We start from the raw sequence: 25814 nt of genomic DNA, 5'->3' as shown, positions 1-25814 counted from the left end.
TTATATACATAACATACAACAACACATACAAGTATGTAAGAAAGGAGAATGTATGAATTCGAAAAATGTTCAAAAAGCAATGCCGATGATCATGCTTGCTTTCATCCTTGCGGGGAGTCTTCAAGAAGCCTTTAATGTCTGTGCCCCTTTAATTGCGGAGGATTTTGCGGTTTCTTCATCGGATGTTAGTTTGATTTCGGCAGTCGCAATGTTAACGATGGGAGTCGCTTATGTTGTGTATACTGCGCTGTCTGATTTCATGTCTATTAAGAAACTGTTGATTGTAGGGATCATTATTTCTGCGATTGGATCGATCGGAGGTTTATTGTTTAATCAATCGTTTATGTTAGTAGTCATATTTCGTGCAGTTCAAATGGCAGGAGGTACTTGTTCCTCTGCGCTACTAATTCTAAGCGCAACCAAATATTTGGATGAGACACAGCGTATGAAATATTATGGATTTAACACTGCTTGTTTTTCAGGAGGTCAAATGTTTGGTATTTTACTAGGAGGTATTTTCTCAGCCTATCTAGGATGGCGTTACTTATTCATCGTGCCAGCGTTCTCACTTATCTGTATACCATTTATTATGAAGTACTTACCAGAAGATTCAAAAGAGGAGAAAACAAAGATTGATTTTCTAGGAATTACGATTATGGCACTTCTCTCATTATTTATCTCTCTCTATTTTAATCTTATGGATGTACGCATCTTAGCGTTGAGTGTGGTAACAGCGGTTATCTTCCTTGTATATATTAGTCGCTATAAACATGCGTTTATTACCATTGATTTCTTTAAGAACTGGAAATATATGTTGGTTATACTTGTTGTATTGATTACATATTTAACACAAGGATCATATTCCTTCTTATTCTCCTTTATGGCGAAGAATGTTCATCAAATCGATGTAAGTCAAATATCTATGATTTTACTTCCAAGCTATGCAATCAGTATGGCAATTGGTATTATGGGAAGTAAAATCACAAAACGTATTGGACTTACAAAAACACTCGTTATGGGTCTTGGTAGTATGGCGTTAGGATTGTTGCTAGGTAGCTTCTTCTTAGAATCATCCATTGTATTATTGGTGATAATGTCTTGCTTGTTTAATGGAGGTTTCTCTATCTTATATACACCAATTATGACACTTGTTATCAATGCACTTCCTGAAAAAATGCGTGGTACAGGACTAGGGTTCTTCAACCTATGTATCAAAATTACATCTTCTACAGGGATTGTAATTACTGGTCGTCTATTAACAATGGACGCTCTTCAAAATGCTTCCTTTACTGGAACAGCCTCTAGTGCAGGGATGTTATATAGCAATATTTTATTACTCTTTGTAATTGTCGTCTTTATCAGTTTTATCACTGTAAATATCGTAAAGAAAATGTTGATCAGCGAATCAAATTAAGAAAGGTAAAAGGTAATCTTATGAAAAGAAATGACGGAACACAATTCCATATCGGAATACAAGATGGAGAAGTTGGAGAATATGTAATTCTACCTGGAGATCCAAAGCGTTGTAAAACAATCGCAACATATTTTGATGATGCGAAAGAAATCGCAGACTTAAGAGAGTATACAACATATACAGGAACTTTAGATGGTGTTAAGGTAAGTGTAGCATCTACTGGAATTGGTGGTCCAAGTGCTGCCATCGCATTACAAGAATTGGTGGATGCGGGTGCTAAATACTTTATTCGTCTTGGCACTTGTGGAGGAATGAACTTAAATGTAAAAGGGGGAGATTTAATTATTGCGACTGGTGCAGTAAGAATGGAAGGAACTAGTAAAGAGTACGCTCCTATTGAATTCCCTGCAGTAGCGAATCATGAAATTGTAAATGCATTGATTCAAGCAGCAAATGAAAACGAAGCTTCTTATCATGTGGGTGTTGTACAATGTAAGGATTCATTCTATGGACAACATGAACCAGAAAATATGCCAGTTTCTTATGAATTAGAAAGCAAATGGAAAGCATGGATGCAACTAGGTTGCCTTGGTTCAGAAATGGAATCTGCTGCATTATTTACAGTTGCGAGTTATTTGAACGTGAAATGCGGTACCATTTTACTTGCTGTAGGAAATCAAGAACGCGCAAAAGCAGGAATGAGCAATGAAGGGTTCTACGATACTACTTTGGAAACAAAAGTTGCGGTGGCTGCATTAAGAAAATTAATCGCTCAATATAAATAAGAATGTATAGAAGAAAGAATTAGGGTTGGAAGGTAGCTATTTACCTTCCTTTTTTTTCAGAATTTGTTACATATGTGTTATTTTATACAAGTTATTCCATTATTTCACTTGTTTGAAAGAGGAAAGAATTATATAATGATTAGTAGAGAAAGAGGTAGGGCGAATGGAATTGTTAAAAGAAGAATTAATCATACAAAAATACAATGAAATTATAAATCAAAATATAGAGGGATATAGCTTGGTTTCTATAGCATTAAAAAACTTTCGTGAATATTGTCATAGAATAGGACATGAAGAGACACAAACCATCATAACTTCTAGCAAACAACAATTATTAGATTGTCTACAAGAAGGGGAATATCTTGTTCATTTAGATTCTAATGTATTTCTTCTTCTTATTCATTGCGACGCAAATCTAGAACATTTGCATACAAGAGCTCCTCAATTTCATTACGCAGTTCGAGATAAAATGAAAGAGCTATATGAAAAACCACTCTATATTGAAATGGGATTCTTTCCAATCATTATGGATAAGAATATTGATTATGCCAACGCAAAATATTTCGCTGAAGTATCAAGGTTTGGACCACATCATTACTATTCAGAATCTAATTATGATATGTATTATATTTCTATCACTGATCAAAATGAAGCATTTTTAAAATTAGAAAATAAAGTAGACAGTGCATTAGAAAATGGACATTTTCAATTGTACTTACAACCGAAAGTAGATACAAAGACAAAAGAAATATATTCTGCCGAAGCGTTGATGCGATGGATTGATCCTGAGTTAGGAATGATTCCATTAGAAAGTTTTTTATCAAATATTGAAGAAAACGGAAAGATACGCGATGTAGATTTATATCTTTTTGAAAAAGGTTGTCAATATATGGAGAAATGGAAAAAACAATACAACAGAGATATTCAAATCAGTTTTAATTTATCTCGCGCATATTTTAGTGGCCCATATTTTTATCCGGAATATCGTGAAGTATTTGAACGTTATGATATTGATAGTGAGAATATCTGTATTGAATTGTTGGAAAGTGTTGTATTAAATGAACTTGAACAGCTAAGAGACGTTGTTCATAGTATTGATACATTAGGTTTTCATTGTGCGTTAGATGATTTTGGAAGTGGTTTTTCTTCCTTTGATATTTTAGCTAATATAGATTTATCAGAGTTAAAGCTAGATCATTCCTTATTTCAAAATTTCAAAAACGAAAAAGAACATGTACTATTAAAGCATATCATTGAAATGGCACATACCTTTAATATGCGTGTTGTAGCTGAAGGTATCGAAACAAAAGAATATGCCAAATACCTAGAAAAGATCAATTGTGATTTCATCCAAGGGTTCTACTATTATAAACCAATGCCTATAGATGAATTTGAAGAGAGATTTATCTTGCATAAGGAAATGGCACAAGCTTAACAATATCCACTACAATATAAAAATACCGCTCTGCTAATCGTTATGAATGGCGAAGTGGTATTTTTATATTGCAGAGTTTCGTTACATGTATAAAAAAAAGCCTGTAATAGGCTAATTCCAGTGCTAGCATTTTATATACCGTACTCTAGCTGACGGGGTGAATATCTCTCGATATATCGGCTCGTTGGTATGATATCATACATTGTATAGATATGCAAGGAAAATAAAGAAAGGGTGGAAAGTTCCACCCTTTATCTCTTGTAGTAATCTTTTAGAAAGTTCTCTTTGTATTCTTCAAAAGTTCCATCTAAGATGGAAGCACGTATTTCTTCTGTTAAACGAATAATGAATCGTAAGTTATGTTGCGAAGCAAGGTTGAAATATTGAAATTTCTTTTCTTCTTCACCAGATTTCCATAATTCTCGTAATTCACCAAGTGTCCATCCCGCTTTACATGTAGGACAATCACAATGTACATCCGGAAGCTCCATACTTCCTGTGCATTTTTGAAGATTGATGGGACCATGTTTTGTATAAATTTTACCATGTCTAGCCTCTCGAGTTGGTGCCACACAATCAAAGGTATCTGCTCCCATCTCTGTACCAATTAAGATATCATCTGGATGAGATAGACCAAGTAAGTGACGAGGTTTATCTTCTGGTAATTCTTCACAACACCAAGTAAGTATTTCTCCAAGACTTTCTTTTAGGAAAGCACCACCAAGTCCATATCCATCAAAGTCCATATTCGCAAATTTCTTGGCAGTAGAACGTCGTAAATCTTCCCAACGTCCTCCTTGTAGGACTCCATATAGAGATTGATGATATCCCAAATCATCACAATGCTTCTTATGCTCATCAAGACTACGTAGCGCCCAGCGCTCTGTACGTGCTAATGATTCTACATTATAATCGTAACTATCCGCAAGTGAAGTAAGCTCATCATATGCCATATGGATATCTGCCCCAATACGACATTGAATTTGCATAGATTCTTCTGGACCAATAAAATCTTCTTGATTTGTGAAAGGGTCGATAAATCTTACTCCGTCTTCTGTTACGTGGGTTAAACGTTCTTTAGGATCTGTATTGATTACTTGTTCTTCGCGTTTCATACTAACTACTTTTCCAAGACCAGATCCAAGCGACATCACTTGAAAACCACCAGAATCAGTAAGCGTTGGCCCATCCCAACCAGACCATTTTGCTAAACCACCTTGTTGCGCAATTTCAGGTGAAATGTTACGTAGATGATACCCATTGCTTAACATAGCCTGTGCATGAATATTTGCTAAATCTTCCATTGCAACAAAGCGAACTTCTCCTTTTGTACCTACACACATAAATGCAGGTGTTTTAATATCACCATGCGGGGTATGTATAATACCAGCACGTCCTAATTTACCAGGAATTTTTCTCTCAATTTCAAAGCTAAATGTGTTGTTATTTTTATAATTTGTCATTCTAGTCTACCTCTTAATCTTTTTGCGATGATAACTTCCATAGGGGATAAGATAAGTTCAAATCCGATACCTAATATATATGCGAATACTGCTTGTGCGAAGAATTCTTTCAATGTTAACACACCTAAGAATGCAATTGTTTCAAATATGATACAATCAATGATATGAGCAAATGCAGAAGAACTCAATGCTCTTGCGATAAAACTTCTCGCAAATACGCCATTTCCATTTTTCAATCTTGTAAAAATATAGTTATTCAATAAATTTGAACAAATATAAGCTGTAAGAGAACCGATGATAATACGTGGAGTAAACCCTAGAACACTTGTATACGCATCTTGCATATCCCATCCAGGATACGATGGTAACGCTATTACTATATAGAAAGCAATAACGGCGATAATATTGACTAGGAAAGAAGAGAAAACAACACTCTTGGCAATTTTCTTACCATAGAATTCTACGATTAAATCACCGAGTATATAGGTGAGAGGAAATACAACGATTCCTCCATCAACGGCGATACCTAAAAAATCCCATAGCTTAATCGCTGCGAGATTAGATATCAATAGGGCGCCTGCAGAAATTGCGGCGAAATAGATTAATAGTTTTAATTTAAAATTTGACATGGTGATATTATAGCAGAAATGAGGATAACGGAAAAGACAAAGATGTAGACATTTTTAATGTTTACAAAATAATGCTTGCCTTGGAGTTTACTCTAAGGTTTATAATAGAAGGAAAGAACCATAAGGAGGATATTTATGGCAAGTATAAAAGAGGTAAGTGAACGTTATGATATTTCACAAGACACATTACGTTATTATGAAAGAATCCACTTAATACCTCCTGTACATCGTACCCCTGGAGGTATTCGCGATTATCAAAAAGAAGATACCAAGTGGGTAGAATTCATTAAGTGTATGCGAAGTGCTGGTTTATCGATTGAATCTTTGATTGAATATGTAGCGATGTTTCAAGAAGGCGATTCTACGATTGCTGCGCGTAAAGAGTTGTTGTTGGAACAACGCAATTTATTAACAAAGCGTATGGAAGAAATGAAGATGACTCTAGAACGATTAAATCAAAAAATTGAAGGATATGAAACAAGAGTACTAACTGGTGAAAAGAAATTAAAGAGAAAAGAGGAAAATAAATGAAAAATGTTGTGATACTAGCAGGAAGCCCAAGGATTCAAGGCAATTCAGATGTATTGTGTGATGAATTTATGAAAGGCGCAATAGATGCTGGACATCGTGTTGAAAAAATTCAAATTGCTAAGGAAGATATTCATTTTTGCACAGGATGTGGAAGTTGCCCCAAGACTGGACGTTGTGTACAAAGAGATGCAATGGATGCTATCTTAGAAAAAATGGTTGCGGCAGATGTAATTGTAATGGCTACTCCAGTCTATTTTTACAATATGAGTGCACAAATGAAAATGTTGATTGATCGTACTTGCCCTGTGTATACAAAACTTGGGAATAAAGATTACTATGTAATTATGAGCGCTGCAGAAGAAGACGGAGAACCTATGAAACATGTAGTAGAAAGCTTCCAAGGTTTCTTTGATTGTTTAGAGGAACCAAATGTTAGAGATATCATCTATGGATTATGTGCATATGATATGCATGAAGTAGAAAAAACTCCTCTTATGAATCAAGCTTATCAAGCGGGTAATAAAATTTAAAAAAGACGATTGTCTTTATTTTACGCAATAATTTTGTTGGTGTATTCATATACTGCTAGTGGTGAAGAACTTGAAAAAGAAAAAATATATACTTGGAATCGCAATTCTTTGTACATTATTATTTGGAAGCTTTTTTATGACTCGAGTAACAAGTGTAACAGCTTTAAAAAGAGTACAAAATCTTGCTGGCATTGTGATTGTATTAGACAGTGGACATGGAGGAATAGATGCAGGTGCTAAAAGTGGTAAGTATAAGGAAGATGAAATCAATCTTTATATTGCAAAAAAAACAAAAGCCTTATTAGAACAATCTGGAGCTAAAGTAATTATGACAAGGGATGGAGATTATGATCTAGCTTCAAAAGATGCGAAGGTACGAAAAAAAGAAGATATGAAAAAAAGGATAAGCATTATTAACGATAAAGATGTAGATTTATTTTTATCGATTCATCTAAATGCATATCCAAATACGAATGTAAAAGGAGCACAAGCTTTCTATCAAAAGGATAATGAAGTTGCTAGAGCATTTGCACAAATCATGCAGAAACATTTAAAAACATTAACAGGTACGCAAATGACATGCAAAGAGGGGGATTACTATATATTGAATAATGCGAAAAAAATAGGATCCCTAATTGAATGTGGTTTCTTATCAAATGCACAAGATCGCGCTTTGCTTATTCAAGAAGAATACCAACAGAAAGTAGCCAAAACCCTATATAATGGTATCAGTGAATATTTCGATTTTTTAACATAAAAAAGTAATAAAAAATTGTTCAAAAAGTAGTTGACACGATAATACTCACATGGTATTATATATAGGCATTCGATGGAAATGGGCCTGTAGCTCAGGTGGTTAGAGCGCACCCCTGATAAGGGTGAGGTCGTTGGTTCAAGTCCATTCAGGCCCACCATCGAATTTAATTATACATGGGGTTTTAGCTCAGCTGGGAGAGCACCTGCCTTGCACGCAGGGGGTCATCGGTTCGATCCCGATAAGCTCCACCATGATAATTAACGAGAGATTCCGAAGCAGTCGCTTATCGGGATCTTTTTTGTACGTGCAAGGGGTGCTTTGCCTTTTTTTGAATGTTACTTTCGTTTTGTAACCAATATGTTGTAGGGATCCATTATAAAAGTAGGCGTTTTTATAATGTTGATATCACGATCTTTAAATATGTTTACTTTTGGATAATCGCTAAGAAACCAATAGTCCATGAAAGCAGGATCTTCGCTAAAACAGATGATATACGATTCTTTAATAGCATCACTATATTCCTGCCCATTCATACTATGAAGGTACTTAAAAGACTTTGATACAATGGGATTAATATGTCCTCGATACCCATCAGCACTAGAATCGATTGTTAACATATATCCATCTTTATCTTTCGTTAATGTAGTGATAATAGGATCTCCTTCTGTTGTATACGTTATGATTTTAATGGTAGCTTTTTGATACTGTGATTTTTCCTTCACAAAAGAATTCCATGCGCTTACATCATTTTCTTCAGTGAATGTATATAGAACTTCACCAAAATCCTTTACTTTTGAAACAGATGCCTCTTTTTGTTCCTGTTTTTGTGTTGAACACCCTATGCCAATGAGAATACCTAGCATACAAATCATCAATATTTTCTTCATCCTATTCACGCTCCTCTATAAAGAAGACCGTATAAATATAAAAAATGTTTCATTAAGGTTTATTTACTTTATCAATTAGTGTAATATTAAGGAGGTGATTTTATATGAAATACTTAAATAGTAATGATTTGATGATGTTTTTAGAAAAACCTATCACAAAGTTATCTGTATTTGAAGCAGAAAGTGTAGATGCAATATTAATTATGTGTGCAGAAGCTTTTCCTAAGTTGGAAAAGGATTTTTCTGTTAAGATAGATTTTCCTACTTTTAAATTCCAAGTACTTAAAACCATGGGAGAATTTTTATCAAGATGTAAAGAATGCAATCATGAATGCTTGAAAAATCCAAGAAAGCGTATTGAACAAGAACGATATGATCGTAATCATATCATTCGCTCTTTATGGCCAACACATATCCAAAAAGAGAACGCTGAGAACTTCTTCATTATGGAATATTGCTTAACATACGCGGATATTTTATATCGCTATTTATTAGATGCAGGTTTACCAAATGAGTTTACACATCGTTTAGCAGAAAATGCGATGTTGGAACTTGCGAAATGGATTGATAAAAACTGTATTATGAAATGTAAATATGAGTGTATACGTAGGAGCGATTCTATGGGATACTGCACGTTATGTTCTTATATGATTCAACCACTTGCGTGTCCTTTGAAAGAGGAAATACATGTAAGCCAGTTGGGTATGCAAGTAGATGAAATACAGTGTATGCGTAAAGAGAATTTGATAAAAAAATAGGTCATAACTCGAGGTTATGACCTTTTCTATGATTGCTTAGTCTGGTGTTTTAAGATTTTGAAGAAATAGAACAAGCCAATACAAATAAGAATGTGTCCAATTCCTGCAATTCCACTAATTGCACTATTCATTCCAGATGCCAATGTGATATTCAAAACTTGAGGAATACCACGTGCAAATAGCATGACAATTGCGATTAGTAATCCTATATTATAAATATATAGAAATCTAAGGAAATTCTTTTGTGTACTCAATGCGAATAATTTCTCAAGAATTAGTACTACTAAAAAGAACATCATACCTAGCATAAATGCATGCGTATGTACTACTCCTAGAGAAGTAACTCCATCAAAGCCCTGTAGTTTCGTAAATTCTCTAAAAAATACTCCACCAGCCATTCCAAGTATTGCGTAAAAAACAGATAGTTTATATAATTTGTTCATTTGTATCCTCCTCGTATAAAAATATCCTATCATATCTTAATAAGGAAGTAGAGTGATTTGCTCATAGAAAAAACAGCCCTTAGAGCTGTTCATCTAATTTCTGTTTAGCTTTTTGTTCGAACTTTTCTTTCAGTACTACGAAACGATCATGACTCGCTTTGCCAATGATATCCTTTTCATCTTCAGCAATGATTTCAAAAGATATTTTTTTACGATCTACCGCAGTAATGGTAGCACTCACGCGTACTTTCATACCAACAGGAGTGGCAGCGTCATGTGTGGAGTTGATCATAACACCAACAGAAGTTTCTCCTTCTTCCATAAATGGCTCTAAGCATTTTACAGCCGTATTCTCCATACATGCAATCATCATAGGAGTTGCATATACATTTACAACTCCACTTCCTACATTTGCGGCTAACATACGTTCTTCTACCACGATTTCTTGGGTATACGTTGTATTTAAAGTTATTTCTTTCATAAGCACCTTCCTTATCTTTTGGTATTATAGCATACTTCAAAAAACTTATGCCATACTAATGTTAAATATGGAGGTATAGAATACATGTTTATATATGAAGATAAGCTTCCAGTGGAAGTGCATATCACAAGACCTAACGCGCAGTATTATTTATTGCTTGACCACCAATTACAAGGATGCAAATCAGGCTTAGAGCAAGCCCTTGTATATATTCGACAATCGTTTATGATTCATAACGAAGAGTTTCATGATGTATATATGCAACTTGGTGCAAAATTGTTGAATGATATGGAAGTGCTATCGGATGTAATTCATCAAATGCATGGAGAAGACGATCGTTATTATGATGAATCAAACGATGATACTCCAGTATTTGAATTTATTTTGCCATGTGGTGAAGAGGAAAAAGAGAAACCTATTGAACATCACGTAAACAACGATTTAACCGCATCTGTATTACGTGATATGGAATTTGAAGATGCTCGTGTTCATCAATATGAACAACTTGTTGAATTTATACAAGATGAAGGTGCACAAAAAGTGTTTTGTTATTTAAAAGAAAATGCACAAAAATCATTACAAACATTAAAGAATTTAATGACCATTCTAACTACACATACAGAAACTAAAGATTTCGGATTGGATGGACATAATGCATTTGATTTAGATACATCTAATTATTTTGATAAACCGAATCCGACCTTTATAAATCCAAACGATATAATAGAAATAGATGAATAAATTCATTTCCCGGGAAACATTACAAGTCACATTGCATAGGCAAATGTGGCTTTTTCTTGTATAATAAGAAAGGTGATAAAATTGAACAAAACGCTTTTTATAAATGAAGAAGCTTTTCAATCCGCAAGAAATAGAGGACTACGCAAATTGCGTGTACAACTTCTTTTTCTTCTTGTCTTTCTGATTGCGTTCTTTGGCGTAGGATTTCTTGCGATAAAGGCAATCTTTCAGGAACAAGAAGTCCTTGTACAATATTGTGCACAAAGTGGGATAGAAATATTGTTATGGGTCATTGCTATTCTGTTTTTGTGGAAAGAAACAAAAATGGGAAGATTGTTATTTACATTGGTGAGTATATTTAGTTTGTATGGACTATACTCGATTGTGATGTTTTACCAATATGATGCAAAAGATTTATATGAAAACACAATAAGAATTTTGTTCACAATCTTATATATATGTAAATGTATTACATTTCTTATGTACACATATCGCTTATATCAAAAACCCATTGCTTATGTATGGGAGCGTTATGAAACAACAGGTCAATCCGCAGAAGAAGAGGATCGAGCATTGATACAAAAGTTGTTTGCGGAGAATGATGACTATGAAGTACGCAAGCAATCGCAACTGAAAATTAAAGGAAGAGCTCTTCGTTCGTTGAAATGGAATGCGATCCTTTTAATAGTTTGCATTTATGGGGGATTGATCCTAATCTTTATGGGACTATTCCTTTTAAGGCTTTATGTATCGAGTGATGGAAAAGGGATTGATTATGTACAACGTTATATGTTGTTTGCGTCGTTGTATAGTGCACTTATTTGGTCACTTCCTGCAATTGCGATGTTCTTGTATAAGCGGTGGACATATTATACGTTTATAGTTGCCTGGATACTAGAACTTATACGATTTTCAACATCACTATCTAATACAATAGATATGTTTATGACACAACATTATGGATGGACTTCTATTATCACAATATGCCTGTTAGAAGTCATTCGGTATACTGTGTTTGCACGATTTACAATCTCATTTATAAAAGATCCATTTATACAAGCGTATTGGAAAAAACAAAAATAAGTAAAGCTATGATTTATATAGAAAGACATGCTATACTAATATCATAAAGAATATGGAGGATTGAACATGGAATTAAATAAATATATTGATCACACATTATTAAAGGCAGATGCTGTCTATGATAAAATCAAAGTATTATGTGAAGAAGCAAAAGAATATGATTTCGCAAGTGTTTGCGTGAATGGTTGTTGGGTTAAGACTTGTGCTGATTTATTAAAAGGAAGCAATGTTATGGTTTGTACTGTCATTGGGTTTCCACTGGGAGCAACGACTACAGCAGCTAAAGCATTCGAAACAAAAGATGCGATTGCAAATGGAGCAAGCGAAATTGATATGGTCTTAAATATTGGGGCCATGAAAGCTGGAAATTATGATTTAGTTAAAGAAGACATAGCAGCAGTTGTAAAAGCGGCAGATGGACATTGTGTAAAAGTGATTTTAGAAAACTGTTTACTTACAAAAGAAGAAATCGTTAAGGCATGTCAATTATGTATGGAAGCTGGAGCGACTTTTGTGAAAACTTCTACAGGATTTAGTACGAGTGGCGCAACTCCAGAAGATGTGAAATTGATGAAGGACACTGTGAAAGGTGTTTGTAAAGTAAAAGCCGCTGGTGGTGTTCGCTGTTATGAAGATATGGAAAAGATGGTAGAAGCTGGTGCAGATCGTATTGGAACAAGTGCTGGTGTAGCGCTTATGCAGAACAAAACAAACGAATCAGATTATTAAAATTAGGAGCACTTGTAGCTATATAAACAAGTGCTTTTTTTAAGGGATAAAAAGAAATAAAAAAATGTGAATTTTCTTGAAAAATAATATTGCCAAATCAGATTTATTATGATATCATAATTAAGCACTTAAGAAATGCCTGAATAGCTCAGTCGGTAGAGCATCCGGCTGTTAACCGGCAGGTCACAAGTTCGAGTCTTGTTTCAGGCGCCATTTAGTGCAACAAACAAACTATCAATGATGGTTTGTTTTTTTTTGTTTTTCAGTAGTTATAGTAAATATAGGACAATTTCATGAATAAATTTGTTAATTATTACCTTTTGTTGTTATGATACTTTTATGATAAAGCGTTTTGATGTATAATTAAAAGGATATGAAAGGGGAGAATCAAATGAAAATTAAAAAATTACTCGTTATGGTGACAGCGTTGTCTTTGTTTGCTACCTTAAGTACAGGTTCGTATTTGATACATGCTGAAGACGATGATACAAGTAATGGATATACAGAAAGTGGAGAAGAAGATCAAGAATTAGTGCCAGATTATGACACAAGTGGATATGAGGCTTGGATGCCTGATTACAATCCACGTGCTCGCGAAATGTATGGTGGATATAACCGACTAGGGAATTTCATTATTTGTGGGAATGGAACTGGAGAAATTCGTTATGCTTCTGCCGTAAGAGTGGCCTGGGAAGCTTTTGAGGGATCAACAACATCTCAGTATTTTAATGTAAATGGGAGTTGGGTAAAAAAGACAAGCATTTTAACTATAAGAGAATATGCAAATGTAAATGGTACGTTTACATTGAAACGTAATTGTACAGAATTTAAAGCTCCTATCGCAAATAGTAAATTTAAAACTGGCCAAACATTGCCGGCAGGTACTTATCAAGTAAGGAAAGAAGCTATGGAATTCCTGGAATTGGTAAAGCCAAATGGAACTACTGCTTGGGTATCTCCACAGTATGGTGACGATGGCAATTATTACTATAGTAGTAATCAAGGAACTTTTGTTGATTCTCCATCTTCTTTAAGTGTAAGCTCTGTTAACGGAGTTTCTATTAAACAAAGAATTATGCCAATCCGAGAAGATAAGCGAACAGGGATTGCGATGAAACCACAATATGTAACGATACATAATACTGCAAGTACAGGATATGGTGCCAATGCAGCAGCTCATGCAAATTTGCAAATTAACGATAGTAGAACATGGATATCATGGCATTATACAGTTGATAATAATGAAATATATCAAAGTATGCCTATGAATGAAGTGGGATACCATGCTGGTGATGGACAGATGATGGGGAATGCAGCAACGATAGGAATTGAAATCTGTGAGAATGCAGATGGAAATTATGCAAAGGCAGAAAAGAATGCGGCTTATCTAACAGCACAATTACTATATGAAAATGGACTCCCTTCCAATGCAGTAAGAATGCATAAAGATTGGTCTGGTAAAAACTGTGCACATAACATCATTGAAGGAACTAAAGGTACTATGGGGTGGAATGCATTTTTGAATTTGGTGAAACAGGAGTATGAACGATTGGTATTGGAAAATAGCGTAAATACAACCATACCAGAGAATTTTAAAGCAATGATGACAAATAGTGGTACTCAGTTTGAGGATGGATTTGTTGGAGGATTAAATTTAAATACATCGCTTCAAAATCTTACAGATAAACTGAAAGCAGCAGATAGTTCTGTAGGAATATCTGTTACTAAATCAGCGAATCCTGTTTCTTTAGATAGTAAAATTGCGACTGGACAATTAGTGACTGTGAGTAAAGGAAACGAAAATTTTAAATTTATGATTGTAGTTAAGGGAGATACAAATGGAGATGGTAAAATATCCTCATTAGATTATGCATATGTAAAAAATGAAATTCTAAGAGTGACTTCATTAAGTGGTGCAGCAAAGAAAGCTGGAGATGTAAATCGTGATGGCAAAATATCTTCTTTAGATTATGCATTCATAAAAAATCATATTTTAAATATAAATCAAATAAAGCAGTAAGTTAAGGAGATACAAATTTGAAAAAAGTCAAAATTTCTATGTTGATAGTTATCAGCGTGTTCCTGTGTTTCCTTTATCAAGGAAATCTTCATGCACAAGAACAATCAACAAAAGATGAAAAAAGCGAAGAAGATAAATTTAATGAAGAAATAGATACGACATTCGTGGTAATCGAAGAAGATGGAAGTATTACGTTTCACGAATCTCCATTTGAAACTTATGAACCTGATTACTATGAAGTGGTAAGAGAAATTGGAACAAAAGAAGATGTAGTGGGCGAATATGATACAAAAGAGGAAGCGCAAAAAGATGTCGATATAAAAAAGAAAGCACGTAGTGTAGGCGATTATAGTGTTCGTGATGCGTATAATACCCGTGCTGGTACATATAGTGTTGCTCATTTGAAAGGAACATTTTACTATAACAACCTTGTGACAGGATTACAGGATATATTTGCTGGAGGTTCTGCATCAGATGCCGCATATTTATCAACAAATGCAAATGGCACTGTGAGAGTGAAAGTAGCTAATACAGTATTGGATGTTCCTGCGGCAAATGTTAGCTTGGTAGAATATAACAGTTCCACACCGACGAGTCATTATATTGTAACAAATGGACGATTGAAGCATGTTTATTATTACAATAATATGACAGCTTCTGCATCAAACTGGGTAGGTTATCAACCTTCCTATCTAAATGCGAATACAAAATACTATAGCTATGATGGAAATTATTTCTACACTAGTTACACTAAAATGATAGATGATTATCGTAGTGGTGTTACAACGAATGCGATAAATGCAAAGCTTCCATATTACAATTATTACGAATATTTATCGCATCGAACCACATCAAATTTCACTGCAAGTGACTTGAATAATTATTTCATAAGTAAAAAGGGTTCAGGGATTACATCAGCAATGAAGAGCCAAGGACAAGCATTTATCAATGCGCAGAATAAATATGGAGTGAATGCATCTTTGATGTATGGAACAGCAATCAATGAAAGTGGTTGGGGAACAAGTGGTTATTCCCTTGATCGTAATAATTTGTTTGGTCACAATGCTGTGGATAGTAACCCAGATTTAGCGACGCACTATGCAACATTAGAAGATTGTATTAAAGCTCATGCGTTTACGTATATTTCCTCAGGTTATTTAGATCCTGCAAATTATCGCTATCGAGGACCACATCTTGGAAATAAATATGCGGGAATTAGCTCAAAATATGCTTCTGATCCATACACTGGTGAAAAGAAGGCATACTTTAGTTACGAAATTAATGAGTTTACTAATAAAAATGATTACAACAAATATACCATTGGAGTAACAGATGAAAATGCATATGTGTATAATTCAACTTCATCAACTAAAAAAGCTTTATACTCTACAGGAACAAACAGAAATCAAGCATTAGAAAACTTTCCAATGATTATACTAGGAAAGGAAACTGGTGCAGATGGTGCTCAGTATTATAAAATACAATCGGATGTTCCTCTCAATAGTGCGAGAACTACAATTGTACCAGATGCTGAGTATAGTTTTTCTAGGGATTATGGTTATATACTGGCATCGAAAGTTTCTATATGTAACTCTGGAAGTAGAGTTTTCTCAAGTTTAGGCTTGCTTTCTTCTGGAGATATTGTGAGTGGATTCACAGTAGGAACGGATGTGGCGACGATTGCAACCAAAATTAATGCGAGTAGTGCAGGAGCTTTCGTATCAATGAAAAACGCCTCTGGAAAAGTAATCACCTCTGGGAAGATAGGTACAGGAATGAAAATCACTATCAAAGAAGACGGAGAAACACAAACATACGATGTTCTTGTTCGTGGAGATGTGAATGGTGATGGAAAGATATCATCTTTAGATTATGCATCTATCAAAAACCATATTTTAAAGATAAAATCTATCCAAGGGATATACAATACTGCCTCCGATGTAAATCGTGATGGGAAGATATCCTCACTAGATTATGCATTGGTCAAAAATGTGATATTGAATATTTCAAATATTTCACAATAGAAAGGGAAATAAAATATGAAAAAGATAGGAAATAAAATTTTAGCTTTTGTAGCAGCTGTTTCATTGTTGTTGGGAACTCAAGGAGCAACTATTGTTAATGCGGCATCTGTGGCTCCAGGAGGAGGCTTTTCTGCAAGCTTCTCATGTGGAGTATATGAGGGAAGTGTAATAGCTTCAGCAAGCAACGCAACACTTCAAAGTGCTGGGAACTGGTGTGATCGTGGAGGTAGTGTAAGTGCAACTGCAACTGCTGGATCATCCGGAAGTGCATCTATTTCATTTACAGCTGGAGATTTAACTAATACATCCTCTATGACAGAAGTTCCTGCTGGGACATATCTTGGTGGAAACAGTGTTTCTATCGTAGCGCCTTCTACTGGTGGTAATACAAGTGGTGGCGGTGGAGGAGGAAATAGCAGTGGTGGTGGAAATACTACAACGAATACTCCAACTGAAGAAGAAAAAGAAGATACACGTTCTAAAAACGCAAATTTATCTACATTAACAATTTCTGAGGGTAAACTTAGCCCAGACTTTAGCGCTGATGTCACAGAATATAGCGTATCTTTGGTGGCTACAGTGACATCTATAAAAGTAGGAGCAACTGCAGAAGATTCTAAATCATCCGTATCTGGTACTGGTGATATCGAAGTAAAACCTGGAGAGAATAAAATCACAGTCACTGTTACTGCAGAAAATGAAAGTACAAAATCTTATGTAATTACAGCTACGGTAGATGAAAAACCTTTGATTTATATGAACTACAATAAGTTAAAATTAGGAGTTGTAAGAAATACAGATGCAGTTACTGCCCCTGATGGATTTGAAAAGACTTCCATCAAAATGAACGGAAAAGATGTTACGGCTTGGACAAACAAAGCAATGAACACTACAATCGTTTACTTAGTTGATGAAAAAACAGGAGAAAAGAATTTCTATGTATATGATACAGCTAAAAAAACGGTATCTACTGTTTTCAAACCAACCGCAATCTTAGGACAAAATGTATTTATTATTGATGTAGAAGAAGATTTACAGAAACAAGAAGGTCTAACCTATAAAAAAGTCAAAGTAGATACTGTTGAACTTATGGGATGGGAATTTAATGATAAAACATTAAAGAACTACGCGTTAATCTATGTAATGGATGGCAATGGTAAAAAAGTATATTACCAATATGAAAAAACACAAAATACTTTACAACTATACTCTGGTGCAGCACCAGTAAGTAAAGCAACTTATGAAGATATGGCAAAGGATTTGGATAGTGCCAATTTAATGAGAAATATTTTTATCGGTGTTAGTGTATTGTTGGCAATTACAACCGCTGCAGGTTTTGTTCTTGCGATGAAGAATAAAAAAGGAAACGTTCAAAAATAAGAAAAGAAATAGCACAATCGATTCATGTGCTATTTCTTTTTATGTCTATCAACTAATCAAATCCTTACTTCCCTTGAATAGGATGTGTTTTAATCCATCTTCGATGAGATACATTACGTTTGATATCTAATAGTTTTTCTTCTTCGAAATGCCAAAGCTTTTCATTATTATTCTGATTTAAAGCAAGTAAGTCTTCCGCATCTTCCATTAAATCCACTAATTTCATCTTTCCATACATCAAAGAAGGTATGATATACATTGGAATTTTGATTTTTTCATTTTTAGATTCATTTTTTGCATAGTACATCAAGTGTGGACAAAGGATTGCGATATCAGCATCTAGTTCTTCTTGCTTTGTCATTAGCAAAGGGAAAGGTAGAAATTCAACCTGTACTTTATCCTCCCAACCTTTCTCTACAATCTCTTTCTGCATATGAACAGCCAATGCACTAGAAGACATACCTAATCCACAACTAATAATCATTTTTAACATAGTTCTTCTCCTTTTTATGTCGCTAACTAGCGACATTATAACACCACTTCAATTACTTGTGAAGTCTTTTTTGTGAAAAAACAAAATAAATTTGGAGTTGAAAAAAATTACACAAAGAGTATTGTAACTGCATTCTACAAGTGATATACTAAAAACAGTGACGCGAATTAGCGACATAGGGAGGTTGTGTAAAATGGACTATAAGTTACATAAAAGTGATATCGATATTCAAATTTATGAAAGAGGGAATACTACTAGTAATATTCTCATTGTGATTTTACACGGAGGACCGGGTAGTGGCGCAAAGCCATTGATGGAATTGTCTTCCTTTCAAAGATTAGAGGAAAGTTATCATTGTATATATTTTGATCAACGTGGGAGTGGGATATCTACATATGAGCTTCGTAAAGGATTACCTAAGGAGTTGATTAGCAAGGATGTATACGATGTTATACAAGATTGTAAACAGCGTTGGAGGCATAAAAAAGTAATTTTGTGGGGAGGTTCTTTTGGAGGACTCTTATCTTGTATATATATGGAATGCTATGGTGATGTTGATGGATTAATATTAAGTAGTCCAGCCATCACTTTTGAACGCTTTCAAGCTCTGGAAATGTTTGAAAGAACTAAGTCCATGATGGAAGAAAGATTGCCCGTAAACAAGCCAGAAACATCTATGAAAGAAGATGTGATAGAACCTGAACAAGTATTCAAGGATGAACACTTTCTTGACTTTATCTATTCACCACAAAATCCTTCCAATTCATTGAGACACATTGCAGCTATGTCTTCTTGGTTTTACAAATATCAAGCTACAAATGCACTTGCGTGTATTGTTGTACCTACTTTGCTTATGATAGGGAAAGAAGATCCAATTTGTGATGCGAATGTAATTTTAAACAAAGTAAACGATATACAGAATTCATGGATTACATCCTATGGTCTATCTCCCTGTGGACACGCAGTGTTTGAAGATCGTGAAGATGATTTTATATGTACTACAGAAGCATTTATAAATTCTAATTTCTAATTAACATATATTTGACTTTCTAATCCTGGAAACCTATAATACCCTTATATGGAGGATGAAAGCATGAAATTAGATGAGGTGTTGACATTTAGTGAAGCTGCTGAAAAATGGGGTTTAGCGGATGGAAAAACAATTCGTAAGGCAGTGGAGCGCCAACGTTTTTTACCACATGAAATAAAGAAAAGTGGGAATGTTTGGTTGACAACCTATGCAGCTATGCAACGTGTATTTGGCGAACCCAAAGCAGATATGGTTGTTCTATATTATCGAGATATCATTGCGAATGAAAATATTGCGGAAATCCTTGAAGACTACTTTGAAAAAGCGGCAATTGCAATTGAAAAAGGAGAAATGGTTTCAGTTGTGGAAAGTAAAGAAAATCCAGATAAAATATTATATATATTAAAAACAAAGGAAGAATTGGAACATGAAAAGCATCGCTTACAATATTTCTTTACCTTAAAAGGGTATACATTTTAAATATATAGATGAACACAATTGTTCATGTGATAGCTAAGGGAATACTGTTTTGTAGGTATTCCTTTTGTACATAAACGATAATTTTGGTATTGATGATTTTAAATATAAGTATAATATGTTATCATAATGAAAAAGGGGATGAATACTATGAAGAAAAAAATTATTGTCATAATTATATTGTTGTTGATATTGATATCACTCGTTGTTTTGGGATTTATCTGGTTTCATAGAAATAATAGTGTTAATTTCAAAAAAGATACATTTAAATTCGAATACGGAGAAGTTGTGAATATCGAAGGAAAACAAGTGCTTGATACGAAAGACACCGAAATATTAGAATCTTTCAAGGCAGAGTATGCAAACTTGAAACTTGAGGAAGGAAAAAAGTATCCTAAAGTAGGAACGTATGATTTACAAATAAAGTATAATATCAATGGATCTGATAAAAAAGAGAATATCAAAATTATAGTCAAAGATAGCAAAGAACCAGAGTTCACAAAGTTCCCTGATAAAATAGAAGTGAAAAAAGGATCTGATCCAAATGAAATTGCTACCTATTTTGAAGCTAAAGATTTAAGTACTGTCAAAATCACTGTAAATATAGAAAAGCTTACTATCAACGAAGTTGGAGAATATGAAGTAGAAGTAACCGCGATGGATCAATATAAGAACAAAGTTGTAAAGAAAGCAAACATTACAGTAGTTGATGATCAAGAGGTTGTCCCTAAGGATGTAAATAATGAGAATGGTACTTCAGGTAGTGAATCAAAACCAACTGCATATACAGTAAGTGAACCACGTTATGTGAAAGGTGTTATGATTATAAATAAAAAGAATCCTGTGCCTTATAACTATATGCCTTATGAGAATGCTGAAGCAGGAGATAAGGCAAGAAGTTTAATAAAAGAAATGCAAAATTTAGGATATAATATCAACAGTAGTTATAGTGGTTTTAGAAGCTTTGATACGCAAGCAGGATTATATCAAAATTATGTAAATAATTATGGTAGTCAAGAAGCGGATACATTCTCAGCTCGACCAGGGTATTCTGAACATCAAACAGGGCTTGCATTTGACTTGCTCCATAAAGATGGGTCATTAGTAGAAAATAGCGCAGAAGTAAACTGGATTGCGACGAATGCGCATAAATATGGTTTCATAGTTCGTTACCAAGTAGGGAAAGAACATATAACAGGTTATCAAGCGGAACCTTGGCATATACGATATATAGGTTCTTTAGCAACAGATGTATACAATTCTGGATTAACATTAGAGGAATATTTGGGTGTGCAAGGTGGTAGTTATTGATATTTGCTTAGATTAGATTTAGGTGATGAGATATGGTATGCATAAAGGAGTAAAGAATAGGGCTGTTTGCGAGTATGTGAACAGTCTTTTCTTATCCATTCAAATGAGCTTTCAACAAAGGAAGATTTCTACTTGATAGGACAAAACCATATAAAAAAGAGTCAACAAGCTTACTGCTTATCAACTCTAGAAAATACCTACTTTAAATAGTTTTATTTTTTATGGATATAGCTTAAAAAGTTTTGGAGGATACTTTCTCCATTATCACGCGTGTATCCATATTCGCCTAAACGAATGCTTGGTTTGAAGGCGCCGTGATAATCAGAACCACAAGTCATCAAAACGTTGTGTTCTTTACAATAATTCTCATAAAATGCATTTTGTTCACTGTTATGATAATTGCTATAGGCTTCCATGCCATCAATACCTTGTTCAATCGCTATTTTTAACAAGTCTTCGCGATGATCAAAGTTTCTCCAAGGATGTGCAAGAACTGCAATTCCTCCAGCTTTGTGTATTTCTCTTACAGTTTCTTCTAATGTTGGATACTCTACATGTACATAACAAGGAGTTCCAGGGCAACATAAATCCCAATAGAAGTTTACAGATTGTGGGTCACTACGTTTACCACCTGTGCGATAAGGATCAAATTCTTTAATGTGATCATATCTAGGGTCCTCTAATATGGCTTGCACAATATTTGCCCAAGGGCGCTTATTTCCATATTTCTCAAAAATCTCTTCAAGTTTGAAATCCATGTGAAAATAGCTACATAATGCTTCTAAACGTTTTGGAAGCATACTATCTTTAATTCTTTTTAAACCACTTTTCAAATTTTCAAAATATGGTTGGTGGTAATCCATGTTATATCCAAGAACATGTACTTCTAACTCTCCAAACATGGTATCAAATTCAATCGCAGGAATTACCTGTATGTCATGTTGTTTCCCTATCTCCAACATTTCATCAATCCCCGCAGGCGTGTTGTGATCACTCAATGCGATTGTAGTAAGCCCAACCTCTTTTGCCATTAAAATCAATTCTTCTGGTGTCTTTTCCCCATCTGCACTGTAACAAGAGTGCATATGCAAATCAAATGTAGTCATTCTAATCCTCCTTTAAATGATTGTATTATATCATAAAAGGGGAACAAATTAGAATGTTTGTGGTTAGCTTTTTACTGGATTGTTCTCAAGTAAAAAGCGTTCAAAGAATGGTATTGGTAGTGGTTTACTGAAATAAAATCCCTGTAATATATGACAAGAATGTTGCGCAAAGAAATCTGCGATTTCTTTTGTTTCAATCCCTTCCGCTACAATTGTAAAGTCTAGTTCATTTAAAAGTTGTAGTAAATGTACTAGTATAATTTTCTTTTTCTCATCCCAAGCTCCCAAACAAAAAGAAGAGTCAAGTTTGATTGTATGAATGGGAAGATAAGTTAGTGTTAAAAAGGAGGAATATCCTGTTCCAAAATCATCTAGAGAACAAGCAAATCCATTGTCTTTTAATAGATTTAAGAAACGGTGTAAACGATGACTATCCTCAAAACAAATATCTTCACTAAGTTCAAACTCAATTAAGTGCTTATCAACTGAGTATTTTTGAAAAATGGTTTCGATTTCTTTTAAATAATAAAATCCATCTTCAAAGGAAGCTCTAGATATGTTGATACTGATTGGTATCAATTTTCTATGTTCCTGTTTCCATCGATCGAATAGTTTACATACTTCTTCAAAGACGAATAAATCGATTCTTCGTATAAATGCATTACGATCAATCAATGGCATAAAGTCTTTAAGTGGCACAAGGGTTCCCTGATGAATCCAACGTATCAATGCTTCTGCGCCAACGATTTCGTGCGATACTGCATGCACTTTTGGTTGGATATAAACTTCAAATTCATGGTGTTGTAGTGCTTTTTCTAGCTCACTTAGCATTTTGAATTGTTGTTTTGCTCGTTCGATCTCTTTTTGATCATAGAACTCAAAGGACGTGTTATATTTATGAATGTCTTTACTATTTTGCATCGCAAATTTGGCATGGTCATAGGCTTGGTAAAAGTCTACATGACGACGTAAAAAATAAATACCAATAGAGATTGCAATTGTATGTTGAATCGTTCCAAATTGGTAAGTTTCTATTTCATGATCTAATTCATATATTAGCTGTATAATAGAATAAGGATCTTGTGAATTTAAGAGGATAACATAATGATCAGTATACAAACGATATAGATAAGATTTATCATTTAAAATACGTAAGCATATAGATTGGATACCAGTATATAAAGCAGCGTCACATTCCTTTCCATACAGGTAATGTAACATATGGATATTTTTTATTCGAAATACAAGTAAGGAATATTCATTTTTTGATAAGGCATCATACATCGTATATAAAGCAGTTTCATCTTGAATCTTGATTCCCATAGTTTCAACTCCTTCTTTTCAAGTATTGCCATTTCTTTTTATTTTATGTGGTAAATCAAAGAAAGTTTGTTTGTTTTCATTGCATTTGATAAATCTTTACCATATAATTGAGCAGTAAGAAGGGGTGATGATCATGAAGGGACTTGTACTATTTGATTATGATGGAACACTTGTTGATGAACGTGATGAGATTTATGTTCCTACACTCAAAACAAAGAAGGCAATAGAACTGTTACAGGATAAAGACTATGTATGTGTACTTGCGACTGGAAGAGCACAAAGTTATATTCCAAAGGGTGCTAGAGACCTTAGTTTGGATGGGTATATTACAAGCAATGGAGCATGTGTGCAAATACATGGGAAAGAACTTTATCATGATGTATTTGAACAAGAGGAATTAAGTGAACTATTACAAGATTTTGAAACATATGATATTAATTTTATTTTGGAAAATTCTCAGCATTGTTTTGTGAAGGATTTAAAAGATTCTAATTATATTCATTTTTTGGATAATTTTCATACACCAAAGGATAATTTTATCGCATATACAAACTATGAACAAGTACATAATAAAATTGAGAAAATAACATTGATATTTAAAGATGATGCACATTTACAAGCATATTGTCCGATTGCGAAGAAAAAGTATGTAGTTGGATTTCATCGCAATTGTAATACCTTTGATATTGCGAAGCCTCATGTAAACAAAGGTGCTGGAGTAAAGGCTTTGCTTGCTAAATGTAATATTCCTATGGAAGAGACATATGCATTTGGAGATGGAGATAATGATGTAGAGCTTCTTGCAAGCGTGACACATGGAATAGCAATGGGGTTGCATGATGAATTGTTAGATCCAGTAGCAAGTATGGTAACAGGGACTGTAAAAGAAGAAGGCATTTATGAAGCATTGAAAAAATTGGAGGTAATATAAATGGCACTAGTTAAATTAAAACCCGCATTTAAAGATTATTTATGGGGTGGAACAAAATTAAAAGAAGAATTTCATAAAGAGAGCGATTATAAAATTGTGGCAGAAAGCTGGGAGTTGTCTACACATAAAGATGGAGAAAGTATCATTGATAGTGGAGAACACAAGGGTTCTACTTTGAGTGAATATCTTCAAATATTGGGTACTCAAGCGCTTGGGACAATTGGAAATACATTCACAAATTTTCCTATGTTGATTAAGTTCATTGATGCGAAAGGAAATCTTTCTATCCAAGTACATCCAGATAATGAGTATGCATTACGTGTTGAAAAAGAATATGGGAAAACAGAAATGTGGTACATTTTAGAAGCAGAAGAAGGAGCTTCTTTGTATTATGGGACAAAAAATGAAATCTCAAAAGAAGAATTTCGTACGCGTATCGAAAATGATACCATCCTAGATGTATTGAAACAAGTTCCTGTACATAAAGGAGATGTATTCTTTATTGAAGCTGGAACGATCCATGCGATTGGTGAAGGTATTGTAATCTGTGAAATCCAACAAAATTCAAATTCTACTTATCGTGTATATGATTTTGGACGTGTTGGTGCAGATGGAAAACCAAGAGAATTGCATATTGAAAAAGCGATCGATGTGTCAAATTTAAAACCCTTAGCTTCTGACTTTAAACCATGTGGTGAAAAAGAAGTGAAGGATGGTTTTACAAGAGCAATGATGGCAACTTGCGAATATTTTACAACGTATATTTATGAGGTTGAAACACAAGCAAATGTAGTTGTGGATGAAAAAAGCTTTGCTTCAGTCGTAATTGTTGAAGGTGAAGGATTCATTAAACAAGGTGATGTGCAACTTTCAATGCGTAAAGGAGATACATTCTTCATTAGCGCTGGTAGTGGAGAAGTAATTGTTGAGGGAACTTGTCAGTTTATTTTATCAAGAGTATAAAAGAGGATGAAAATTCTCTTTTTTTGTGTCATAAACAGAGTTTTCATGCCCTCGTGATTGTTATATATCATAAAACTATCTATAATTAAA

Annotated in this window: 26 protein-coding genes and 3 tRNA genes; 21 read left to right on the top strand and 8 right to left on the bottom strand. The window is 34.2% G+C overall.

Annotation, left to right across the window (positions count from 1 at the left end):
- Positions 1-52: 52 nt before the first annotated feature.
- The 3 genes from ACWG42_RS07880 (at position 53) to ACWG42_RS07870 (ending at position 3634) form a co-directional block, all read left to right on the top strand.
- A complete protein-coding gene (locus ACWG42_RS07880) occupies positions 53-1414 on the top strand; it encodes an MFS transporter (protein WP_455791381.1) in 1362 nt (453 codons plus the stop codon).
- Between the two features lie 20 nt (positions 1415-1434).
- A complete protein-coding gene (gene udp, locus ACWG42_RS07875; RefSeq protein ID WP_455791380.1) occupies positions 1435-2199 on the top strand; it encodes a uridine phosphorylase in 765 nt (254 codons plus the stop codon).
- A 163-nt stretch (positions 2200-2362) separates the two neighbouring features.
- On the top strand, positions 2363-3634 hold the full coding sequence (locus ACWG42_RS07870) for an EAL domain-containing protein (RefSeq protein WP_455791379.1): 1272 nt from the start codon (positions 2363-2365) through the stop codon (positions 3632-3634).
- A gap of 251 nt (positions 3635-3885) precedes the next feature.
- On the opposite strand, the gene tgt is transcribed toward ACWG42_RS07870, so the two are convergent.
- Positions 3886-5097 (bottom strand): tRNA guanosine(34) transglycosylase Tgt, encoded by a 1212-nt coding sequence (tgt, locus tag ACWG42_RS07865; protein WP_455791377.1) that lies wholly within the window; start codon positions 5095-5097, stop codon positions 3886-3888.
- Positions 5094-5726 carry a queuosine precursor transporter gene (locus tag ACWG42_RS07860; RefSeq protein ID WP_455791376.1) on the bottom strand — a complete coding sequence of 211 codons (633 nt, stop codon included), beginning with the start codon at positions 5724-5726 and terminating at the stop codon, positions 5094-5096. Before ACWG42_RS07860 ends, tgt begins: the two co-directional genes overlap by 4 nt.
- Positions 5727-5861: 135 nt before the next feature.
- Here ACWG42_RS07860 and ACWG42_RS07855 point away from each other — a divergent pair, with 135 nt between their 5' ends.
- The 5 genes from ACWG42_RS07855 (at position 5862) to ACWG42_RS07835 (ending at position 7795) form a co-directional block, all read left to right on the top strand.
- A complete protein-coding gene (locus ACWG42_RS07855) occupies positions 5862-6257 on the top strand; it encodes a MerR family transcriptional regulator (RefSeq protein ID WP_455791375.1) in 396 nt (131 codons plus the stop codon).
- Entirely contained in the window at positions 6254-6787 is a 534-nt protein-coding gene (locus ACWG42_RS07850) for a flavodoxin family protein (RefSeq protein WP_455791374.1), read from the top strand. The genes ACWG42_RS07855 and ACWG42_RS07850 overlap by 4 nt, the downstream gene beginning before the upstream one ends.
- A 61-nt stretch (positions 6788-6848) precedes the next feature.
- Positions 6849-7544 carry an N-acetylmuramoyl-L-alanine amidase gene (locus ACWG42_RS07845; protein WP_455791372.1) on the top strand — a complete coding sequence of 232 codons (696 nt, stop codon included), beginning with the start codon at positions 6849-6851 and terminating at the stop codon, positions 7542-7544.
- An 80-nt stretch (positions 7545-7624) separates the two neighbouring features.
- Positions 7625-7701, top strand: a tRNA-Ile gene (locus ACWG42_RS07840).
- A gap of 18 nt (positions 7702-7719) precedes the next feature.
- Positions 7720-7795 (top strand) — tRNA-Ala (locus ACWG42_RS07835).
- A gap of 84 nt (positions 7796-7879) precedes the next feature.
- Here ACWG42_RS07835 and ACWG42_RS07830 read toward each other — a convergent pair.
- Positions 7880-8431, bottom strand: a complete 552-nt coding sequence (locus ACWG42_RS07830; protein ID WP_455791371.1) for a DUF4362 domain-containing protein — start codon at positions 8429-8431, stop codon at positions 7880-7882.
- A gap of 104 nt (positions 8432-8535) precedes the next feature.
- On the opposite strand from ACWG42_RS07830, the gene ACWG42_RS07825 reads away from it, so the two are divergent.
- The gene (locus ACWG42_RS07825) at positions 8536-9189 is read left to right on the top strand and encodes a hypothetical protein (RefSeq protein ID WP_455791369.1); all 654 of its coding nucleotides are present in this window, start codon (positions 8536-8538) and stop codon (positions 9187-9189) included.
- 26 nt (positions 9190-9215) lie between these two features.
- On the opposite strand, the gene ACWG42_RS07820 is transcribed toward ACWG42_RS07825, so the two are convergent.
- Positions 9216-9632 (bottom strand): DUF2871 domain-containing protein, encoded by a 417-nt coding sequence (locus tag ACWG42_RS07820; protein WP_455791368.1) that lies wholly within the window; start codon positions 9630-9632, stop codon positions 9216-9218.
- 79 nt (positions 9633-9711) lie between these two features.
- The gene (locus ACWG42_RS07815) at positions 9712-10113 is read right to left on the bottom strand and encodes a thioesterase family protein (protein ID WP_455791367.1); all 402 of its coding nucleotides are present in this window, start codon (positions 10111-10113) and stop codon (positions 9712-9714) included.
- 84 nt (positions 10114-10197) lie between these two features.
- Between ACWG42_RS07815 and ACWG42_RS07810 the strand changes: the two genes are divergently transcribed.
- The 7 genes from ACWG42_RS07810 (at position 10198) to ACWG42_RS07780 (ending at position 18090) form a co-directional block, all read left to right on the top strand.
- The gene (locus tag ACWG42_RS07810) at positions 10198-10854 is read left to right on the top strand and encodes a manganese catalase family protein (RefSeq protein WP_455791366.1); all 657 of its coding nucleotides are present in this window, start codon (positions 10198-10200) and stop codon (positions 10852-10854) included.
- 81 nt (positions 10855-10935) lie between these two features.
- Positions 10936-11937: a hypothetical protein gene (locus tag ACWG42_RS07805; protein ID WP_455791365.1), complete on the top strand. Its 1002-nt coding sequence runs from the start codon at positions 10936-10938 to the stop codon at positions 11935-11937.
- A 66-nt stretch (positions 11938-12003) separates the two neighbouring features.
- Positions 12004-12666, top strand: coding sequence for a deoxyribose-phosphate aldolase (deoC, locus tag ACWG42_RS07800; RefSeq protein ID WP_455791364.1), 663 nt, complete (start codon positions 12004-12006; stop codon positions 12664-12666).
- Between the two features lie 137 nt (positions 12667-12803).
- Positions 12804-12879, top strand: a tRNA-Asn gene (locus ACWG42_RS07795).
- Between the two features lie 178 nt (positions 12880-13057).
- Positions 13058-14686 (top strand): N-acetylmuramoyl-L-alanine amidase, encoded by a 1629-nt coding sequence (locus ACWG42_RS07790; protein ID WP_455791363.1) that lies wholly within the window; start codon positions 13058-13060, stop codon positions 14684-14686.
- A gap of 17 nt (positions 14687-14703) precedes the next feature.
- Positions 14704-16710 (top strand): dockerin type I domain-containing protein, encoded by a 2007-nt coding sequence (locus ACWG42_RS07785; protein ID WP_455791361.1) that lies wholly within the window; start codon positions 14704-14706, stop codon positions 16708-16710.
- 15 nt (positions 16711-16725) lie between these two features.
- Positions 16726-18090: a cadherin-like beta sandwich domain-containing protein gene (locus ACWG42_RS07780; protein WP_455791360.1), complete on the top strand. Its 1365-nt coding sequence runs from the start codon at positions 16726-16728 to the stop codon at positions 18088-18090.
- A 64-nt stretch (positions 18091-18154) separates the two neighbouring features.
- Here ACWG42_RS07780 and ACWG42_RS07775 read toward each other — a convergent pair whose 3' ends face one another.
- On the bottom strand, positions 18155-18583 hold the full coding sequence (locus tag ACWG42_RS07775; protein WP_455791358.1) for a hypothetical protein: 429 nt from the start codon (positions 18581-18583) through the stop codon (positions 18155-18157).
- Between the two features lie 193 nt (positions 18584-18776).
- Between ACWG42_RS07775 and ACWG42_RS07770 the strand changes: the two genes are divergently transcribed.
- From ACWG42_RS07770 to ACWG42_RS07760, 3 genes are all read left to right on the top strand, one after another.
- A complete protein-coding gene (locus tag ACWG42_RS07770) occupies positions 18777-19613 on the top strand; it encodes an alpha/beta fold hydrolase (protein ID WP_455791357.1) in 837 nt (278 codons plus the stop codon).
- A 63-nt stretch (positions 19614-19676) separates the two neighbouring features.
- Positions 19677-20093 (top strand): helix-turn-helix domain-containing protein, encoded by a 417-nt coding sequence (locus ACWG42_RS07765; RefSeq protein ID WP_455791356.1) that lies wholly within the window; start codon positions 19677-19679, stop codon positions 20091-20093.
- 147 nt (positions 20094-20240) lie between these two features.
- On the top strand, positions 20241-21401 hold the full coding sequence (locus tag ACWG42_RS07760) for a D-alanyl-D-alanine carboxypeptidase family protein (protein ID WP_455791354.1): 1161 nt from the start codon (positions 20241-20243) through the stop codon (positions 21399-21401).
- Between the two features lie 212 nt (positions 21402-21613).
- Here the strand turns inward: ACWG42_RS07760 and ACWG42_RS07755 are convergent, their stop codons facing one another.
- Positions 21614-22507 (bottom strand): PHP domain-containing protein, encoded by an 894-nt coding sequence (locus tag ACWG42_RS07755; RefSeq protein ID WP_455791353.1) that lies wholly within the window; start codon positions 22505-22507, stop codon positions 21614-21616.
- 63 nt (positions 22508-22570) lie between these two features.
- Positions 22571-23830 (bottom strand): EAL domain-containing protein, encoded by a 1260-nt coding sequence (locus tag ACWG42_RS07750; protein ID WP_455791351.1) that lies wholly within the window; start codon positions 23828-23830, stop codon positions 22571-22573.
- 133 nt (positions 23831-23963) lie between these two features.
- Here ACWG42_RS07750 and ACWG42_RS07745 point away from each other — a divergent pair, with 133 nt between their 5' ends.
- Together ACWG42_RS07745 and ACWG42_RS07740 are read left to right on the top strand one after the other, a co-directional pair.
- On the top strand, positions 23964-24761 hold the full coding sequence (locus ACWG42_RS07745) for a Cof-type HAD-IIB family hydrolase (protein ID WP_455791349.1): 798 nt from the start codon (positions 23964-23966) through the stop codon (positions 24759-24761).
- Positions 24762-25724, top strand: a complete 963-nt coding sequence (locus ACWG42_RS07740) for a type I phosphomannose isomerase catalytic subunit (protein WP_455791348.1) — start codon at positions 24762-24764, stop codon at positions 25722-25724.
- The last annotated feature ends 90 nt before the right edge of the window (positions 25725-25814 follow it).

Source organism: Amedibacillus sp. YH-ame10 (assembly GCF_053848885.1).
The sequence above is the reverse complement of the archived record's forward strand: the minus strand, read 5'-3'. Positions and strand labels throughout refer to the sequence as shown.

Bases quoted from the DNA above. Each gene is read 5' to 3' on its own strand.
- ACWG42_RS07815 (WP_455791367.1), bottom strand. From the start codon at position 10,113: ATGAAAGAAATAACTTTAAATACAACGTATACCCAAGAAATCGTGGTA.
- ACWG42_RS07740 (WP_455791348.1), top strand. From the start codon at position 24,762: ATGGCACTAGTTAAATTAAAACCCGCATTTAAAGATTATTTATGGGGT.
- ACWG42_RS07775 (WP_455791358.1), bottom strand. From the start codon at position 18,583: ATGTTAAAAATGATTATTAGTTGTGGATTAGGTATGTCTTCTAGTGCA.
- deoC (WP_455791364.1), top strand. From the start codon at position 12,004: ATGGAATTAAATAAATATATTGATCACACATTATTAAAGGCAGATGCT.
- ACWG42_RS07820 (WP_455791368.1), bottom strand. From the start codon at position 9,632: ATGAACAAATTATATAAACTATCTGTTTTTTACGCAATACTTGGAATG.
- udp (WP_455791380.1), top strand. From the start codon at position 1,435: ATGAAAAGAAATGACGGAACACAATTCCATATCGGAATACAAGATGGA.
- ACWG42_RS07780 (WP_455791360.1), top strand. From the start codon at position 16,726: ATGAAAAAGATAGGAAATAAAATTTTAGCTTTTGTAGCAGCTGTTTCA.
- ACWG42_RS07860 (WP_455791376.1), bottom strand. From the start codon at position 5,726: ATGTCAAATTTTAAATTAAAACTATTAATCTATTTCGCCGCAATTTCT.
- ACWG42_RS07750 (WP_455791351.1), bottom strand. From the start codon at position 23,830: ATGGGAATCAAGATTCAAGATGAAACTGCTTTATATACGATGTATGAT.
- tgt (WP_455791377.1), bottom strand. From the start codon at position 5,097: ATGACAAATTATAAAAATAACAACACATTTAGCTTTGAAATTGAGAGA.
- ACWG42_RS07880 (WP_455791381.1), top strand. From the start codon at position 53: ATGAATTCGAAAAATGTTCAAAAAGCAATGCCGATGATCATGCTTGCT.
- ACWG42_RS07825 (WP_455791369.1), top strand. From the start codon at position 8,536: ATGAAATACTTAAATAGTAATGATTTGATGATGTTTTTAGAAAAACCT.
- ACWG42_RS07870 (WP_455791379.1), top strand. From the start codon at position 2,363: ATGGAATTGTTAAAAGAAGAATTAATCATACAAAAATACAATGAAATT.
- ACWG42_RS07770 (WP_455791357.1), top strand. From the start codon at position 18,777: ATGGACTATAAGTTACATAAAAGTGATATCGATATTCAAATTTATGAA.
- ACWG42_RS07810 (WP_455791366.1), top strand. From the start codon at position 10,198: ATGTTTATATATGAAGATAAGCTTCCAGTGGAAGTGCATATCACAAGA.
- ACWG42_RS07755 (WP_455791353.1), bottom strand. From the start codon at position 22,507: ATGACTACATTTGATTTGCATATGCACTCTTGTTACAGTGCAGATGGG.
- ACWG42_RS07830 (WP_455791371.1), bottom strand. From the start codon at position 8,431: ATGAAGAAAATATTGATGATTTGTATGCTAGGTATTCTCATTGGCATA.
- ACWG42_RS07850 (WP_455791374.1), top strand. From the start codon at position 6,254: ATGAAAAATGTTGTGATACTAGCAGGAAGCCCAAGGATTCAAGGCAAT.
- ACWG42_RS07745 (WP_455791349.1), top strand. From the start codon at position 23,964: ATGAAGGGACTTGTACTATTTGATTATGATGGAACACTTGTTGATGAA.
- ACWG42_RS07790 (WP_455791363.1), top strand. From the start codon at position 13,058: ATGAAAATTAAAAAATTACTCGTTATGGTGACAGCGTTGTCTTTGTTT.
- ACWG42_RS07855 (WP_455791375.1), top strand. From the start codon at position 5,862: ATGGCAAGTATAAAAGAGGTAAGTGAACGTTATGATATTTCACAAGAC.
- ACWG42_RS07760 (WP_455791354.1), top strand. From the start codon at position 20,241: ATGAAGAAAAAAATTATTGTCATAATTATATTGTTGTTGATATTGATA.
- ACWG42_RS07765 (WP_455791356.1), top strand. From the start codon at position 19,677: ATGAAATTAGATGAGGTGTTGACATTTAGTGAAGCTGCTGAAAAATGG.